Origin of the sequence: Luminiphilus sp. nBUS_16, from assembly GCF_051201645.1 — a bacterium.
Classification (GTDB): Bacteria; Pseudomonadota; Gammaproteobacteria; order Pseudomonadales; family Halieaceae; genus Luminiphilus.
On the sequence record NZ_CP179205.1, the window covers coordinates 2,376,665 to 2,392,837 of the forward strand.

At 52.7% G+C, this 16,173-nt stretch carries 13 protein-coding genes and 1 riboswitch; of the genes, 8 read left to right on the forward strand and 5 right to left on the reverse strand.

All coding sequences use genetic code 11. The features are described from left to right. Window positions 1-2 precede the first annotated feature (2 nt). The gene (locus tag ACMAY6_RS10510; RefSeq protein WP_435211655.1) at window positions 3-374 is read left to right on the forward strand and encodes a VOC family protein; all 372 of its coding nucleotides are present in this window, start codon (window positions 3-5) and stop codon (window positions 372-374) included. Between the two features lie 84 nt (window positions 375-458). After that, complete coding sequence (locus ACMAY6_RS10515; protein WP_435211657.1) at window positions 459-1,616, forward strand: DUF481 domain-containing protein; 1,158 nt, start codon at window positions 459-461, stop codon at window positions 1,614-1,616. Here the strand turns inward: ACMAY6_RS10515 and ACMAY6_RS10520 are convergent. From ACMAY6_RS10520 to ACMAY6_RS10530, 3 genes are read right to left on the reverse strand one after another with little or no spacing between them, the layout of a single operon-like run. Continuing rightward, entirely contained in the window at window positions 1,613-3,337 is a 1,725-nt protein-coding gene (locus ACMAY6_RS10520) for a mechanosensitive ion channel family protein (RefSeq protein WP_435211658.1), read from the reverse strand. The two genes, ACMAY6_RS10515 and ACMAY6_RS10520, sit on opposite strands and share 4 nt — an antisense overlap. Then, window positions 3,334-4,404: a 3-deoxy-7-phosphoheptulonate synthase gene (locus ACMAY6_RS10525; protein WP_435211660.1), complete on the reverse strand. Its 1,071-nt coding sequence runs from the start codon at window positions 4,402-4,404 to the stop codon at window positions 3,334-3,336. Before ACMAY6_RS10525 ends, ACMAY6_RS10520 begins: the two co-directional genes overlap by 4 nt. Window positions 4,405-4,423: 19 nt before the next feature. Continuing rightward, complete coding sequence (locus ACMAY6_RS10530) at window positions 4,424-4,981, reverse strand: DUF501 domain-containing protein (RefSeq protein ID WP_435211662.1); 558 nt, start codon at window positions 4,979-4,981, stop codon at window positions 4,424-4,426. A 61-nt stretch (window positions 4,982-5,042) separates the two neighbouring features. Beyond that, window positions 5,043-5,199: riboswitch (cobalamin riboswitch) on the forward strand. 99 nt (window positions 5,200-5,298) lie between these two features. Between ACMAY6_RS10530 and ACMAY6_RS10535 the strand changes: the two genes are divergently transcribed. From ACMAY6_RS10535 to ACMAY6_RS10550, 4 genes are read left to right on the forward strand one after another with little or no spacing between them, the layout of a single operon-like run. Further along, the gene (locus ACMAY6_RS10535; RefSeq protein ID WP_435211664.1) at window positions 5,299-7,161 is read left to right on the forward strand and encodes a TonB-dependent receptor plug domain-containing protein; all 1,863 of its coding nucleotides are present in this window, start codon (window positions 5,299-5,301) and stop codon (window positions 7,159-7,161) included. A gap of 11 nt (window positions 7,162-7,172) precedes the next feature. Then, window positions 7,173-7,781: a cob(I)yrinic acid a,c-diamide adenosyltransferase gene (gene cobO, locus ACMAY6_RS10540; protein WP_435211666.1), complete on the forward strand. Its 609-nt coding sequence runs from the start codon at window positions 7,173-7,175 to the stop codon at window positions 7,779-7,781. Between the two features lie 6 nt (window positions 7,782-7,787). After that, on the forward strand, window positions 7,788-8,417 hold the full coding sequence (locus ACMAY6_RS10545; RefSeq protein WP_435215993.1) for a hypothetical protein: 630 nt from the start codon (window positions 7,788-7,790) through the stop codon (window positions 8,415-8,417). A 40-nt stretch (window positions 8,418-8,457) separates the two neighbouring features. Next, window positions 8,458-8,991: a hypothetical protein gene (locus ACMAY6_RS10550; protein ID WP_435211667.1), complete on the forward strand. Its 534-nt coding sequence runs from the start codon at window positions 8,458-8,460 to the stop codon at window positions 8,989-8,991. A 5-nt stretch (window positions 8,992-8,996) separates the two neighbouring features. Here the strand turns inward: ACMAY6_RS10550 and ACMAY6_RS10555 are convergent, their stop codons facing one another. Both ACMAY6_RS10555 and ACMAY6_RS10560 read right to left on the reverse strand, forming a co-directional pair. After that, window positions 8,997-9,794 carry a class II aldolase/adducin family protein gene (locus tag ACMAY6_RS10555; RefSeq protein WP_435211669.1) on the reverse strand — a complete coding sequence of 266 codons (798 nt, stop codon included), beginning with the start codon at window positions 9,792-9,794 and terminating at the stop codon, window positions 8,997-8,999. A gap of 5 nt (window positions 9,795-9,799) precedes the next feature. Then, entirely contained in the window at window positions 9,800-10,360 is a 561-nt protein-coding gene (locus ACMAY6_RS10560; RefSeq protein ID WP_435211671.1) for a winged helix-turn-helix transcriptional regulator, read from the reverse strand. A gap of 364 nt (window positions 10,361-10,724) precedes the next feature. Here ACMAY6_RS10560 and ACMAY6_RS10565 point away from each other — a divergent pair, with 364 nt between their 5' ends. Then, window positions 10,725-14,015 (forward strand): TonB-dependent receptor domain-containing protein, encoded by a 3,291-nt coding sequence (locus tag ACMAY6_RS10565; RefSeq protein WP_435211673.1) that lies wholly within the window; start codon window positions 10,725-10,727, stop codon window positions 14,013-14,015. A gap of 90 nt (window positions 14,016-14,105) precedes the next feature. Beyond that, window positions 14,106-16,112 carry an alpha/beta hydrolase family protein gene (locus tag ACMAY6_RS10570; RefSeq protein ID WP_435211674.1) on the forward strand — a complete coding sequence of 669 codons (2,007 nt, stop codon included), beginning with the start codon at window positions 14,106-14,108 and terminating at the stop codon, window positions 16,110-16,112. Window positions 16,113-16,173: the final 61 nt, after the last annotated feature.

Below are 16,173 nucleotides of genomic sequence, written 5' to 3' on the forward strand. Positions count from 1 at the left end.
CCATGATTGGATACGTCACTTTAGGCGTCACGAACCTTGATGCAGCGAAGGCTTTTTACTCAGAGCTACTCGGCGAAATGGGTGCCTCGACGCTGCTCGAAATGGATCGGATCGTATTTTTTGGCAAGGATATGGCCAACCCCATGCTTGCTGTATGCATACCCTACAACGAAAATGACGCGCATCCGGGCAACGGCAATATGGTGGCCTTTAATCCAGGTAGCAAGGAAGCCTGCGATGCGCTCTACCAAAAAGCGCTTGCGCTGGGCGCAACCTGCGACGGAGAGCCAGGACAACGCATACCCGACATGTTTTATGGCGCCTACGTTCGCGATCTCGATGGCAACAAGCTGTGCTTTTTTCAGTTTGGCTAATGCCAATAATGGGCCCTGTCTAGAGCACGGAAGCGCCGTGTCCTAGGCAGGACAAGTTCCTTTTCCAATAGACGGGAAATATCCATGCGCTCCCTGTTAACCTTCCTAAGCCTGCTGCTGACTATCCAAGCTAACTGGGTGTTCGCCCATAGCAACAATGATGTTGTCACGATGTACAACGGCGACCGCATTACGGGCGAGATCAAGGGGTTAGCGAATGGCGATCTTAAAATAAATCCGTCCTACGCTCCCGTGATTGCTCTGGAACTTCAGGATATTGCCTCCATAGATTCCAATTACAACTATGAAATTCTGACGGAAAACAACGAGAGGCTTTATGGCAATATTTCAAGCACTGAAAAAAAGGGCGCGCTGCAGTTCACCAGCATCGACAGCGACAAGGTAATACCCCTGCTCGAGATCACTGAAATACGGCCTATCGAGGAAAGTTTCGCCGAACGGCTGCAGTACACCTTGGGCGCAAATTTCAACTTTGAACCCGACCTACAAACCTACAAGATCGAAGGTACGGTAACGTATGCCTCAAAGCGCGGGCAGACATCAGCGCGTGCAAATATTTTACGCTCCGACTACCGCACCCAAACTGAAAACGGCGAATATGAGGATGACTATTCCCAAACATCGGGATTGTTTCGATTGGAAAACGAACGCTGGTCAAACTACAGAGATGATTGGTACCGAAGCTTTTCTGGTCAATACGATTACAACGACCAACTGAATAACTTTGGTCGCGTCTCGTTAGGTTCCGGTTTAGGACGCTATTTCGTCGATAGCGCTGGAATGCGGTTTAGTGCCTTGATTGGCCTTCAGGGCATTTCAGAGCGCAGCAAAATCGAAACAGACCCTGAAACGGGTCAAGTCTTGCTGTATTCGAACTGCCCTGGCGATCTGAGCGACGATAACTGCTCTAGTACGCTGGTTAAAGACACAGCTTACTCGGCTGAAGGGTTCCTGACGGGCTCCTTCGTGATGTACAGCCTGACAAATGCGGATCTCGACATAAATATAACGGGCAGTGTCTACCCCTCCTTGACCGAAGACGACCGCTTGCGAGCCCACCTAGAAGCTGCGGTGAAGTGGGAAGCGGTCAGTGATTTAAGCATCAAACTGAGCCTGAATTCCGATTACGATTCGGGGAAAGAGAACGAAGGCGAGTCAGAGTCAATACCCCTAAAAACCATTGACTACAGCATATTACTGGGGCTGGAATGGGCGCCCTAAGTGGACGCCAAGGTGCCATCACCTGTCTCATGATGAAAGTGGTGCAGGTCGCGCTGTGGAAACGGAATGGTAATACCCGCTCGATCAAATGCGAGCTTCACTTCACGGTGCAATGTCCAGTAAGTCGGCCAGTAGTCTGCCGTCTTCACCCATGGCCGCACGACAAAATCAATTGAGCTCTCCCCATGCCGGTGCACTCTAACCACAGTCTCTGGCTCTGGAAGTATCTCCGGAATTTGCGCCAACACCTCGGCTAACACCTGCTCCGCCTGCTCGATACTATCGCTGTAGCTGATACAAAACTCAGTATCGACACGACGCATGTTTTGACTCGTGTAGTTTCGAATTACATCGCCCCATATTTTGCTATTGGGCACGATAAGGCTTTTATTGTCAGTAGTCGTAATGGTTGTCGATACTAAATTCATCCGACGCACGGTGCCTTCAACGCCTGCTACGGCAATAAAATCTCCCACATCAAAGGGTCGGTAAGCTAGGATCATACCCCCTGCGGCGAAATTACTAAGCGTCTCCTGCAGGGCAAAACCCAAGATAAATCCCGCGACGCCCAAGCCCGCCAGCATGGGCGCCAAAGAAATGCCCATCTGTGATAATGCAATAAGAAAACCGGCCGCCATCACACCGCCGCCAATCATTGAGACAGACACATCTCTCAAAAGCTGCGACATGCCACCGGGTCGCTTGTCGAGAGTGCGCTGCGCAAATCGCCGCGCAGCCCGACTGATGAATCGCGCCAAAAACACGATGCCAAGGAACACCAGAATGCGGAGCACCATATCGGGCCCCTCAGTGGTGAACCACCGACTGATTTTGGAGTAAATGTCGTCGATAACGACATTGAAAACTTCGAGGTCAACCATTTCGAAGGAAATGGCAGTTTGCTCCTCGATAATGGCACGCTTTATTCGAGTGGTATCGAGATCTACACGCTGCATCTGTGTGGCGATACGCCCCAACCACCCTACGTCTAAAGCAAGAAGCTGCTCTGCGCGCAACAATGCTTCTTGTACCGATGGATCAGAGGACGGTGATTTTAGGCGAGACTGTAGGGCTTGCCGCTGCGCTTTCAGCAGTTGGAGAGACCCGAGCCGCTCATCTGCGTAATACAACAAGCTTCGGTTAGCGAGTTGCTCCAAAGTCCCTGCTGGAAAATTCAATGCTGCACGAACGTCTACCACGTCGATCATGTACTCTAGATAACGTATTCGCTGCTCATCCATGCTATCTATTTGCGCACGCAACAGCGCTCGATCTAAACCGCTGAGCGCGTCTAATCCCTCATGTTTTACGGCAATACGAGACTCAAGGAGCTCAAATCTTCGGGTAAAGCCCTCATCAAGCTGCTGATTGCGTAACGCCAACCTCGCCGCAAGTTCGCCGCGCTCTGGGGCATCGCTATCGAGCTTCAGTATTCGCCCAGCAATTCTGCTGAACTGCTTCAGCACATGAAGGGATTCCTCGTCGAGGTAAAAGCGCAGTGCATCCTCCGGACTCCCATTAATACCTCCGGCCTCTTCCTCGGTCTGCCGAATGGCATAAAAAAGTGCCTCAAGGGAATCGAGTTCATCAGCTACCGTTAGAGTGGGTTGCGTTTCCAGATCTGCAGTTTCTTGGCTCCATATCGGGCCCGAAGCTACCAAGACAAGCAGAGACACAACCCAGCCGACACTTTTAATTCGATAAAAGCACCTTGTGATCAAGAGTCACCCCCTCGGCTCAGTCGTCTTTGGGCCACGTTATCAGCAAGACGGGTCAAGATATCTTCAGTAGCAGCCCAATCGATGCAAGGGTCAGTAATGCTTTGTCCGTAGGTCAATGTCCCGCCCTCCACAACGTTCTGGCGACCAGCCTCCAGAAAGCTCTCGATCATGACGCCAATAATGCCATCGTTACCACCCGCTACCTGCTGACCGATATTGCTGAGAACTTCAAGTTGTCGCTTAGGCTGCTTACGGCTATTTGCATGGCTGGCGTCAATCATTAAACGATCGGGTAAGCCAGCTTGGCTTAGCAGCGCTCGCGCATCGTCAACCGCAAACATGTCATAGTTTGGCTGGTGTCCACCCCGCAGAATGACATGACAATCTTCATTACCCAGCGTTTCGAAAATCGCAGACTGTCCCTCTTTCGTAACCGAGAGAAAATGATGGGATTGACGGGCAGCACCGATCGCATCGACCGCCATTTGCACATTGCCATCCGTGCCGTTTTTAAAGCCAACAGGGCACGACAGCCCCGAGGCTAACTCGCGATGCGTCTGACTTTCGGTTGTTCTCGCGCCTATCGCACCCCAACTCACCAAATCGGCTAAGTACTGGGGGGATATTAGATCAAGGTACTCAGTGCCTGTGGGCAAGCCCAGTCGATTCAGGTCTACCAGCAGTTGCCTAGCCAAACGAAGGCCCTTGTTGATTTGAAAGGAATCGTCCAAATCGGGGTCGTTAATCAAACCCTTCCAACCCACCGTTGTTCTCGGCTTTTCAAAATAGACACGCATGACCACTAGCAAGCGATCATTCAACCGGTGGGCAAGGGGTTGGAGGCGTTTAGCATATTCAATCGCAGCATCTACGTCGTGAATGCTGCAAGGACCGACAACCACCACAAGGCGGTCGTCTTCACCTGCCAATACGTTGTGTATCGCCTTTCTTGCCTGAGTAACGTGGGCAGCAACCGTTTCGTCGAGGGGAATTTGGCTGAGTAACTCGCTGGGCGAAGCCAACTCTTTAAGAGATGAAATACGGGTGTCGTCGGTAATTGAAGGCATCGAATTTATAAACTCATGATTAAGCGCGGGAGGTAAGACTGGCAGGACCCTCGGCGAGAAGCTCGTCGACCATATCTCCTACAACGTTAGATTGGACACAGTGCGCGGCATACCACGTATGCAAGCAGCGAATTCTATTGGACTCCTGAATGCCACCGATGCCGCGAGTAGTGAAAGCCCCCATCATACCAGACGACTCCAGGAATTCTCTCTCAGTTGGCGTCATTGTTGCAGCACGCACGGCTTTGTGTCGTTCATGATCACTGCGCATTTCCGCCTGCAATTCAGGCGAAGCGTTGACGCGGTGCTGCAAAGAAGCGATGACTCCAGCAGCTTCGAAACGATCGATTGCAAGACAAAGTGCTGGATCGATCAACCAAAATACGGTTGGAAATGGCTTACCGTCAACTACCGGAGCAACTTGAATAACCCGTGGCCGTCCTCGATCGTCCCACGCGACAATATCCCGAAGTCCTCTTGGCTCACGGTCTAAACACTGGCGAATGTAGGGCCTCCAGCGGTCTAAATCGGTGTGCCTCAATGTGTCTGGTTTCTTTTGATCGGTCATGGGCATCATGATAACACCGCCTAAAACCTCCCAAACACCACATAAGGTTTGACGCCGCTTTCTTGCGCGAGTAGTGTGCGCATCGTTAGGTGCCTGCCGGCCAACGTGGTCTGGGCAGGTTAAAAGGGAAACTGGTCACCGGTCATTCGCCGCTAATCCAGTGCTGCCCCCGCAACGGTAGGGAACGCTGTTCCAAGCCCGATACCTGCCTGACGTAACGTAAACCACAAAGCGGAGGGCTTTGCAGGGTGCGACTCCCCAGTTTTGGCTGGAGCCCACACCTGTGCTGCTGAGACAGCGCCTCCGCCTCATGCAGGAGCTGCGCTATGTTTCGCCCAACCGTCTACCGACCACTTGTTTTAACGTTACTCGTTGGCACTCCCGCTATGGCTGCTAACGCGGCAGCCGCCGACACTGAATCCATTGAGGAAACTGTCATCGTGGCCTCCCGCGTACCGACACCGCTCAGCAGAATCGGCGTATCTGTGTCTGTTACTGATCGTGAAACCCTGGAGGTTTTGGGCTACAGCGATATTGCTGACTTCCTCGATTTACAACCCGGCGTATCGGTAACTCGTGATGGTGGCCCTGGAAAATCAGCTTCGGTTCGTATTCGTGGGGAAGAAGGCTTTCGCACTCGAGTCGTTTTGGACGGTATCGATATCGCCGACCCCTCTTCACCTCAAATCAGCCCGCGCATTGAACACCTCCTCTCTGAAGGGCTGCAGCGCATTGAGGTACTGAGGGGACCACAAGGACTCGCTTACGGGGCTGATGCCGGTGGGGTCATCGCCATAACGACGCGCCAACCCGAACAAGGAATGACCGCAAGCCTTACCGCGGAAGGCGGCCAGAACGGTTATTCAAAATTCGGGGGCTTTGTTGCTGGGGGCGCGGAAGTATTCCGAGGATCGCTATCCGTCACAGACTTGAGCACCGACGGCTTCAATGCCAGGCCCTCTGACAACCAATTGCGTGACGATGACGGATACAGCAACACCACTATCCATGGCACTGCCTCATTGAGTTTGACCGACGCTCTCACGGTGACGGGTAGCGTGCACGACATTAACGGCGATAACGACTATGACGGCTGTTTTGACACAGCGACTTTTGCTCAAATTGGTGCGTGTACCGACACCTTTGACCAATCAGCGGTGCGAATCTCAGCAAATTTCACGAACGCAGTGATCGACTCGTCACTCAGCTATGAAAAATCTGACATTGAAAGAGCGTTTTACAGTGCCGATATATTGTCCTTTGAAACCGAGGGCGAGCAGGAAGAAGTTTCCTGGATTGGCTCCATGACCCCAGCGGTAGGACAACGGTTAACTCTGGGAGTCGATGCTGCTGACCAATCGCTTATCGATGGGGGCAACGAACGCAGTCGGGATAACCTGGGGATTTGGGGAGAGTACGACCTCGATGTCCTCGTCGGCGCACTAACAGTGGGGGCTCGATGGGATGACAACGACGATTTCGGCCAACACACGTCCTGGCGAATCAGTCTGCAGCAACAGCTCGCTGGCACCGATCACCCATTGATCGCAAGAGGCGCCGTTGGCACCGGCTTTCGGGCACCAAGCCTTTACGAAATAGCCTACAACGCGGGCCCCTTTAGTTACGCACCTGCAGCAACCACTGCACTGACCGAAGAAAAAAGCCAAGGTTGGGAAATCGGCCTGAGCTGGGGCCAACCTGACCAGCGGCTTGAGGTCACCTGGTTTGACCAGGAGATCGAAAACGAAATTTATTTCGATATGGCGAGCTTCTCTGGCTACCTTCAGGGCTCGGGCACGACAACGTCTCAGGGCTTAGAAATTGCCGGTGAGACCGCTTTTCTTGCGCGCTGGCGTCTTATGGCAAACATCACCTGGAATGAGACAGAGTCCAGCGCCAAGCAACAAAGACCCTACCGCCCTGAATGGACTGCTGCGAGCAGTTTGCTGTGGCAGAACCGTTCTTTGGTCGCTGCTCTAACTGCTCGGTTCGCCTGGGACTCCGTGGATACCGCTGGAGCGCCCATGCCTGACACCGAACGGCTAGACGCCAGCCTCGCGGTGAACGTGACCCAATCGCTGCGTGTGACAGGGCGCATTGAAAATCTTACGGACAACCGCGATCCTCAGGTGAGGGATTACAATCAAATCCCCAGGGCCGCCTACATAGGCCTTCGCTACAGCATCTAGAGGACTCATCCATGGATAAAGCTAACAAGGAAGCGCGCCATAAACGTGCTATGGAAAAACAGAAAGCCTCCGTGGATGCTGGGGTCGCGGCGGCGACCACTGACAGAGGGGTTGCAGTTCTCCTGACGGGGGATGGCAAGGGCAAAACCAGCTCGGCTTTCGGCATGGTGCTTCGGGCTCTAGGCTATGGACAAAAGGTAGGGGTCGTTCAGTTTATAAAAGGCGTGCAGCTGTCGGGGGAGGAACACTACCTTCGCGACCACTGTCCAGAGGTAGAGTTCTACCAAATGGGTACGGGCTTCACTTGGGATACCCAAGACCGGAGTGGCGACATTGCAGCTGCAGAGCGCACATGGAAAATAGCTGAGGCAATGTTGCTGAATGAAACCCTCGACCTTGTCATACTAGATGAGCTCACTTATATGCTTGCTTTTGATTATCTCCCTAAAGACGATGTTTTAGCTGCGATTACAGGCCGCCCAGCTCATCAAAGCGTTGTAGTAACAGGTCGAGGGGGGGGAACCGAGCTGCGTTCGGTCATGGACACCGTCTCAGAGGTCAAAGAGATAGAGCATGCTTACCGCGCTGGTATTCAAGCGCGTAAAGGCGTCGATTACTGAGTGGAAATGCAGCCCTTAAGCAACGACTCCATTAATTTTGGGTGGTTTCTCGCTTACAAATTTTTCAATTCGTTATTCTTGGGTCTGTCCATTGGCGCCGTTTTTACTCTTTACGAGCCCCTCTCACCCGCCATCTTTTCTGCAGGGGGCATTGGTCTGGCACTAGCAACTCTCGCCGTGGCCACTCAATACCACCGACTCTTCAGGCCCTATTGGTTTTTTCGGCTCTCTATGTGTGTTGAGCTAATCATCTTGATGGGGATTTTGGCCGTTCTCATTTATCCCCTAGATGAGCCGATAGCGCTTTTTGTCTATTTGGGATACCAATTCACCTTCGCTCTGGGAAATTATCTTGTTCGTTGTGAGACGCTACTATTTGTCGATAACCGGCGACTGGCCCAACTCGATGTTGCGAAACAAATCGCCTATCTGGTTGGCATGGGCAGCTCGTGGATCGGCTACCAAATTTTGGCCGAAAAATTTGAAATTACCAATAAAGTCACTCAGGTAACGGCTTTGCATTGGCCATTGTTAGGCATTGAAGTCATCATCATTATTTGTTTAACCTACGCCTTTGGTAGACGAGGCCGGCAGGGTTCAGGCTCGGCCCGCGCAGGGACATCGCATCTTGACTAGGCTTCTCCTACTCTACGGCGCCGCTCAATAAGGGAAAATAATGCTTCGATCATCGACATCACTAACCATTGGCTTACTGGTATTGGGTTTATCCAGAGCTGTCGTGACTTCTGCAGAGCCTGGCGCAGTAGCAAGTGAGCTCCTCGATACGGTACAAACCGTTCGAGGCATAGGCACCTCATCAATCAAGGACGGCGGCGGAAATAGTGGCGGTGGTAATAGTGGCGGAGGCGATGTTGTTGAGCCTCCAAACGATCCAGAGACAGCGGTTCGTCAGGTTTACGAGGATGATGTGAATGCGCTGATTGTCAGTGCGGCGGGGGGCTGCACAAGCTCTGGTTGCCACGGGCGTGCCGGTGCGCCAGGAGGCTTACGCCTCTACAGCTCAGCTGAAGCCGACAGCGTCGACGAAAATTATCAGTCCTTCCTGCGTTACATCGGTTCTGAGTCTGCCGACCGACTGATCGGAAAAATCTCAGGTAATAGCCATGGTGGCGGTACCCGCTATGGTTCAGATACCGCCGAGTACGCCGTCATAGAAGCGTGGGCTTTCTCAGTAGAGGCCCTACCATAGAGGCCTCACTCCAACATATCTGGCTGCTCAGCTAAAATCACGTCAAACATTGGCTGTGCACTGAACCAGCCTGCCTGCCTGTTGCCCACTTGCATTTGCGTGTGTTGCGCCATCTCCTCTGGTATCGGCCGTGGGGTACCCGCAGCCTCAGCGAGCAACTGCGCCTGGCAGCTGCGTTCCATCGTGACGTACCACCAGCAGGCCTCTTCCACGGAACCGCCGACCGTAAGGTGTCCATGATTTTGCATGATAATCGCTTTTTTCTGCCCCAATACACTGGCCAGACGCTCCCCTTCATTCATGTCGACGACCACACCCGTGTAATCATCTAGCAATGCGTGATCTCCAAAGAACGCGCAGGCATCCTGAGTAATAGGATCAAGTAATCGCCCCAAAGATGACCAAGCCTTACCGTAAATGGAGTGTGCGTGGGCGGCTGCAATAACCTCTGGGCGCGACTGATGAATGTGCCCGTGTATGGTGAAAGCGGCACCATTGAGAATCCCATTACCCTCTACAATCTGCCCGTAGTGGTCCACTCGAATCAGATCGGACACACACACCTGCTTAAAAGAACGTCCCATGGGATTCACCCAAAAAGTCTCTGTATCCATAGGATCACGGACTGTAATGTGTCCTGCTACGCCCTCATCAAATCCAAACTTCCCAAAAATGCGCAGCGCTGCAGCTAAGCGTTGCTTGCGAAACCTCTGTTCCTCTTCAGGCGATCGCTCTGCGCCATCTGGCCCAGCTAGTACTGCATCCGAAGCGTTCATCACGAGTTGGTTAACCTGCTGATTCATATTTTTCACTCACTCTTGTAGTTGTCCTGCAGGGCAGAGAATTCTGCGGCCGCAGCGGGTAATGCAGCTTCCGGTGGCACTGTAGCCCCCACCTCCAGCAATGACTCTATGAACGTTTGCATTATAGGCCCCGGACGTGCCGACACCTCTTCAGGGCGAAGGGAATCTCCACACTCACTACAGCTCAGTACGGGTTTAGCAAGATTTCCGCACCCGGCATGCCAATACTGAGTAGGAGGACCTTGCCCCTTGTCTAACCATGCATCACCCCAATGGCCCAAAGTCATGAGAACAGGATAGAGCCCTAAGCCCATTCGGGTGAGACGATACTCATAGCGAACCGGCCGATCGCAGTACGGGACTCGAGTCATTACCCCTGCCTCCACTAGGCCCGCTAGGCGCTCAGACAGACGATGACGGGTAACTCCGAGGTTGCGGTAGAACTCATCAAAACGTCGTGTACCTTTAAACGCGTCTCGAATAATTAAAAGGGTCCAACGTTCACCAACAATAGACAGTGCACGAGCAACAGAGCAAACCTGCGAATCAATATTTTCCCATTTCATGGCGATAGGATGCGACGGATGGCAGGTAAAATACAAGGATCCTGTAACGTCAGCGGCAATAAGCTGGCCAAAAAGCTTGACTCAGCCACCCTACCCTTTCAGGGCATCAGTAGGCGGGCATGTGCTCCTCGGTGGTAAAAGTTACCCGTTGATTACACCCGCACTGAAATCAAATCCCGCCTTCCATCGATTTTATGACAACTATTAACCGCCTATTTCTTGCCATCCGCTTCTCTGGCAACCGTGACTGCGCTCACACTATTCAGATACAATCACGGCTGAGCTACTCAAACAACATCGCGCGTTCCCAAGCACAAATTGCGCTGGTGTTGCAGAAAATACGTGATCTTTTGGAGGATTTGCAATGCGGTTCAACACCCAGCGAAATTTACTCGCAGTTACCGTCGCCCTCGTGTGCTCGGGCTTAAACAGCGTCAGCGCACAAGTAACCGAAAATAACGCAGTCATCGAGGAGTCAGCGATTGAGGCTGCTGCTGCAGACGAAGCCTCGCCGGCGCCCCAAGGTAGCGTTGAAGAAGTCGTTGTCACTGGTTCAAGATTGCGCAGAGACACTTTTTCGAGCATCTCACCCTTACAAATCATTACCACCGAATTTGCAAAAGAAGCGGGACTGATTGACGCGGCTGACATTCTGCAGGGCTCAACTGCGGCAACCGGCCAGCAAATTGACCTCACCTTTCAGGGGTTTGTATTGGACAACGGTCCCGCTGCATCGACCGTTGACCTCCGCGGACTTGGGGCAAATCGCAATCTGATTCTGATCAACGGGCGACGGGTATCACCCTCTGGTGTTGAAGGCGCACCCGCAGCACCGAACCTCAACTTACTGCCCAGATCACTCGTAGAGCGCTACGACATCCTGTTGGACGGCGCCTCCTCTGTTTATGGATCCGATGCCATCGCCGGTGTCGTTAACGCGATCCTGCGCAAGGACTTCGACGGATTGGAAGTCGAAATTTTCGGCAACCAACCCGTTCAAAGTGGCGGCTCAGATACCACCCTGACCGCTAGCTGGGGATTTAACACCGACCGTGGCGTTTTTGGTATTGGCGCTGAATACGTCGACAGCACCAAGGCCGCTCTGGCAGACCGCGATTGGACCAGTGACTGCGAAAGCAACGTGGAGATCGATGAGAATGGTACAATTCGTACCCAAGATGAATACTACAGCTCCATCGGTTACCCCAGCTACGGTAATTGCTCCTTCGGTGGTGTAGCGGCGCGAACCTTTATTCCCTCGATCGACGCTGGCAGTATTTATTACACGCCAGGTTACTCTAATGGAGGTTGGGGTAACTTTTCTGAGTCAGGGGACCCCTACACCGGTCTTGGTGCCGACGGCAATGGTGATGGTGTTGGTGATATCAACCTGTACGACTACGATTTGAACGGCAAACCCGCCTCTTTAGATGCGGACCTGTTTCCCGCATCGACGCGTTATAACGTGATGGCCTATGGTGAATACACGTTTGAGGGCGAAGCCAACCTCACCCCCTACTTCGAGGCCAATTACTCGTACCTCGAGATCGATTCAAAGTCAGGCGAGGGCCAGCTGTTTCCAGAAGTGCCCGCGAACAACCCTTACAACCTATGCAACCCTAATCAACCCGACGGTGTCGATTGCGGATTGGCAATGGGAGCCTATCTCGATAATCCCTCTATTGCCGCAGGCATCGCCAATCAATTTGGTTTAACCCCAGCGCAATTTCGTGACTTCGGCATTGTAAACTTGTACCCGGGCGCTTTAGGGCCCGTGCCCACAACCCCCATCGTTTCTGTTCGTGGCGACCGCAATATCACCGAGGTGGAGCAGTCGCAGATGCGCTTCGTGGCTGGCATCAGAGGTGACATTCCCTTCATGAATTTTGGGTCCGTCGAGGACTGGAGTTTTGACGCCTACGTCAGCTACTCACTGTCTGAAGGAAAATCGAAGCGCTATGGCGTACGAGAAGACCGACTGAACTATTCTCTGGGTTATTACTCTTCTACCTCGACACCCTGCGAAAACGACCTTGGTGCTGCACTTCGCGCCGACGCCACAGCGGGCTGTGTTCCAGTGAACATGTATGCACCCTCGCTGTACCCCATCGGTGAAGTCGTTGGTGACTTTGGCTCACAGGCCGAACGCAACTACTTATTCGATACGCGCACTTTCGACACTGAGTACGAGCAAATCGTGGCATCAGCCTATGTAACTGGCGACATCTTTGAGCTGCCCGCTGGTGAAATTGCTTTAGGCTTAGGTGCAGAGGTCCGTTTCGACGACATCAGCTCTAACCCCGATGCCGTGGCGGCCGAGGGCCTCTTCTGGGGGTTCTTTAGCGACAAAGGCGCACAGGGTGACCGTCAAGTCAGCGAAGTTTTTGCGGAAGTGGAGATTCCTCTACTTGCCAATAAGCCTCTCGCCACAGAACTCAGCGTGAACCTTTCTGGACGAATCACCGATGACGAGTACTACGGAACCAACACGACAGAGTCCGTCAAAATCGGCTGGCGTCCCGTAGAGCCCCTCTTAATTCGAGGCACCTGGGGCACCGCTTTCCGTGCCCCCAACCTCAGAGAGTTGTTTCTGGCGGGATCAACTGGATTCCTCAATGTTGGCGACCCTTGTTATATTCCTGACGGTGCTTTTGACGATTTAACAGGCGCCTATATTCCCGAAAACGACAAGCGCGATCCCCAAGTTCTGTCTAACTGCGTCGCCACCGGCGTGGATCCTACGATTGCGGACAACGGCGGCTTTAATACCTTTAGCGTCGAAGTCTCTCAAGGCGGCTCCCTCGAGCTGGATCCTGAAGAATCTGAGTCCTGGACCGTCGGGTTCGCTTTTGAGCAGGACTTTAGCAACAAGTTTGATTTTTCAATGGGCATGACCTACTACGAAATTGACATCACCAACACAGTGATTGAACCTTCTACGGGCTTCATCATTGATGATTGCTATGGCGATGAAGCTGGCACCGGCGCTAGTGTCTTTTGTAATAGAATCACCAGAGACTTCTCTGATCCTACCAACCCACAAATCACTTCAATGGACTTGGGTTTTATTAACCGAGACCAAGAAGTTGCCCGGGGCATCGACTACAATCTCTTCTTTGGAGACACCTTCAATGTGGGCGTACCCATCGATTTCAGAGCTAGCTTAACCGCGAGCAAGCTGCTCGAGCGATCACTAGAGTTTGTAAACCCTGATGACAGCGTGGATAGAGAAACCTACCAAGGTGAATGGGGCTTCCCTGAATGGCAGGCCCAGCTCGCATTACGCTTTACCTGGGACCGCTGGACAGCAACTTGGGAAACACGCTACCTCGACAGTGTTGGCCAAGACCCTGAAAGCGTTGACCCCTTCGATTCAGTGGCTGGCTCGTCTGATACTTGTTTTGGACCGCCCAACGATGTGCTTTGCCGAGATTTTGCCGAAGCTGGCAGCTACCTGCTTCACAGCACATCACTGTTCTATGATGCTGACTCGTGGACCATCGGCGCGGGAGTTCGCAACGTTTTTAATAAGGAGCCGCCCACCGTGGACGGCAGCGAGGTTGCCTCTTACTCCAATACGCCCATTGGCTACGGTTATGACTTGCAAGGTCGAACCATATTCTTTGACGTCGTTTATCGCATGGGCGGAAGCTAAGGCCCACAGAGGTTAAGCCTGTAACTGTAGCTGGAGGCGCGTGAAAGCGCGCCTTCGCATTTCACTCCACTATTGAAACAGGACACCACAATGCTTCGTGTTCTTACTGCCATCCTCGCACTTACCCTCCTTTCGTCCAACTGGGCAACAGCGACTCCTTACCCCATAGATCAATGGGCTCGCCGGGCCGCCATCAGCAACATTCAAATATCACCTGATGGGCGCTACCTTGGGCTAAAAAAAGTCTCCGGTAAGGGAGCCAATCCGGTCATCGAGATCTATAACACCGACGATCTCAGTGCCGAACCCTTTCGGGTCAACGCCAACCCCATGGAAATCATCAGCTTTGATTGGGTGTCTGCCGACAATTTTGTTTTTCGAGCCCGCCAAAAAGTACGTGATCAGGTTGAAGGCTTCAATCGCGGCGTTTATGAAACCCGCATTGCCCTGGTAGATGTAGGCGAGAAGGCCATTGAAGTCATTGAAGAGCGCGACCCTAGCATCGTCAGTGTTTTGCCCGAAAAGCCCGGAAAAATCATGATTTCCTTTTCTGAAGGAGGAAATCGAGACGTAGGGCAACGTTTAGAGGCGGCTTTTCGCCCCAGAGCTTATTGGGAATACGACCTAAAACGCGAGTCTAAAAAACTCGTGATACGCGGCAAGATTTCATTAGGAAACATCGACTTCGACGGCGCGGGCAACCCCATTCTTGCAAGGGGCTTCGACCTACAGGAAGGCGAATTCATTTGGTATTACCGCGAAGCATCGAGTGATGACTGGGTCGAATTCCACCGGCAGCACGAGGACTCTTACGACAGCTTCCAGGTTTGGGGGAAAGACCCTAGCCTACCCGGAAACTTTATTGTCGAAGCCAATAATGGCAGCGACACGACGGGGCTGTGGTCATTTGATCCCAAGACGCGTAAGTACGCTGAGTTGCTGTACCAAAGGCGAGACAACGATATCTGCGGAGTGCGTTACCACAGCAACCGCTGGACCCATTACCGAGAAATCACAGGTGCCGTTCACTGTGGTGCCAAGATAGAGATTGAGTTTTTCGACGCCTCTGAGGCGGCCCTGCATCAGCAACTGATGGCCGCAATACCCAATGCTGACGCCCTGCGAATTACCAGTCGATCAAAAGATGGCTCGTCGTTAACGTTGCGCAACGCAGCACCCAGAGATCCAGGCACCCATTACCTTTTCCATAAAGGCAAACTGCAAATTGTGGGCGGTGAGCGACCTTACTTTGCTTCAGCAGATCTCGCTGACGTTAGGTTTATCACCTATCCAGCCAGAGACAAAACGCCTATTCCAGGCTACCTGACGGTACCCAATGGCAAACCGCCCTTTCCACTGATCGTGCTACCCCATGGAGGTCCGTTCGTAAGAGAGGTTGTTGTCTTTGACGAGTGGGCGCAACTCCTCGCTAATCACGGTTATATGGTGCTGCAACCGCAATACCGTGGGTCCAGAGGATACGGTCAGGCTTTCTATCAGGCCGCTTTTTTGAACGGAGGCCAAGGCGGCTACTTAATGCAAGATGACAAGGATGACGGCGTCATATACCTCGTTGAGGAAGGGCTGGCCGAAGCCGAAAATGTCGCCATGTTTGGCTGGTCTTATGGTGGTTATGCCGCTCTGGTAGCAGCCTCACGCAGCCCTAACGCCTATCAATGTGTCATTGCTGGCGCCGCTGTTTCGGACCCGCAAATGCAGGTTGATTATTACCGGTATCGCCTTAGAGGATCGAGTAAACTTGAGCAGCTCGCGATGTGGGACGACAGCATCTCGCCCTTAGAGGAAGTTGATAAAGTGAATGTGCCCGTGCTGCTGATCCATGGCGACGTCGACCAGCGCGTACCGGTTGATCATGCGGAGAAGTACTTGGCCAAGCTTGGGGACGCCGAAAAACAGCACACCTACGTTGAGTTGGAGGGCGCTGATCACTTCTCCAACACACTGTTTTATGATCACAAGACACTGTTATACAGCTCTATCCTGAACTACCTTGCCAATGAGTGTGGTCTAAAGAACGGCGTGAGGCCTATTACACCCTCGAGCGAGATTGAACCAACGGTAGCGCAGCAACCCTAAACACATAGAAAAACCACAAAAAAAGCCCCCGCTCCTTCGGAACGGGGGCTTTTTATTACCT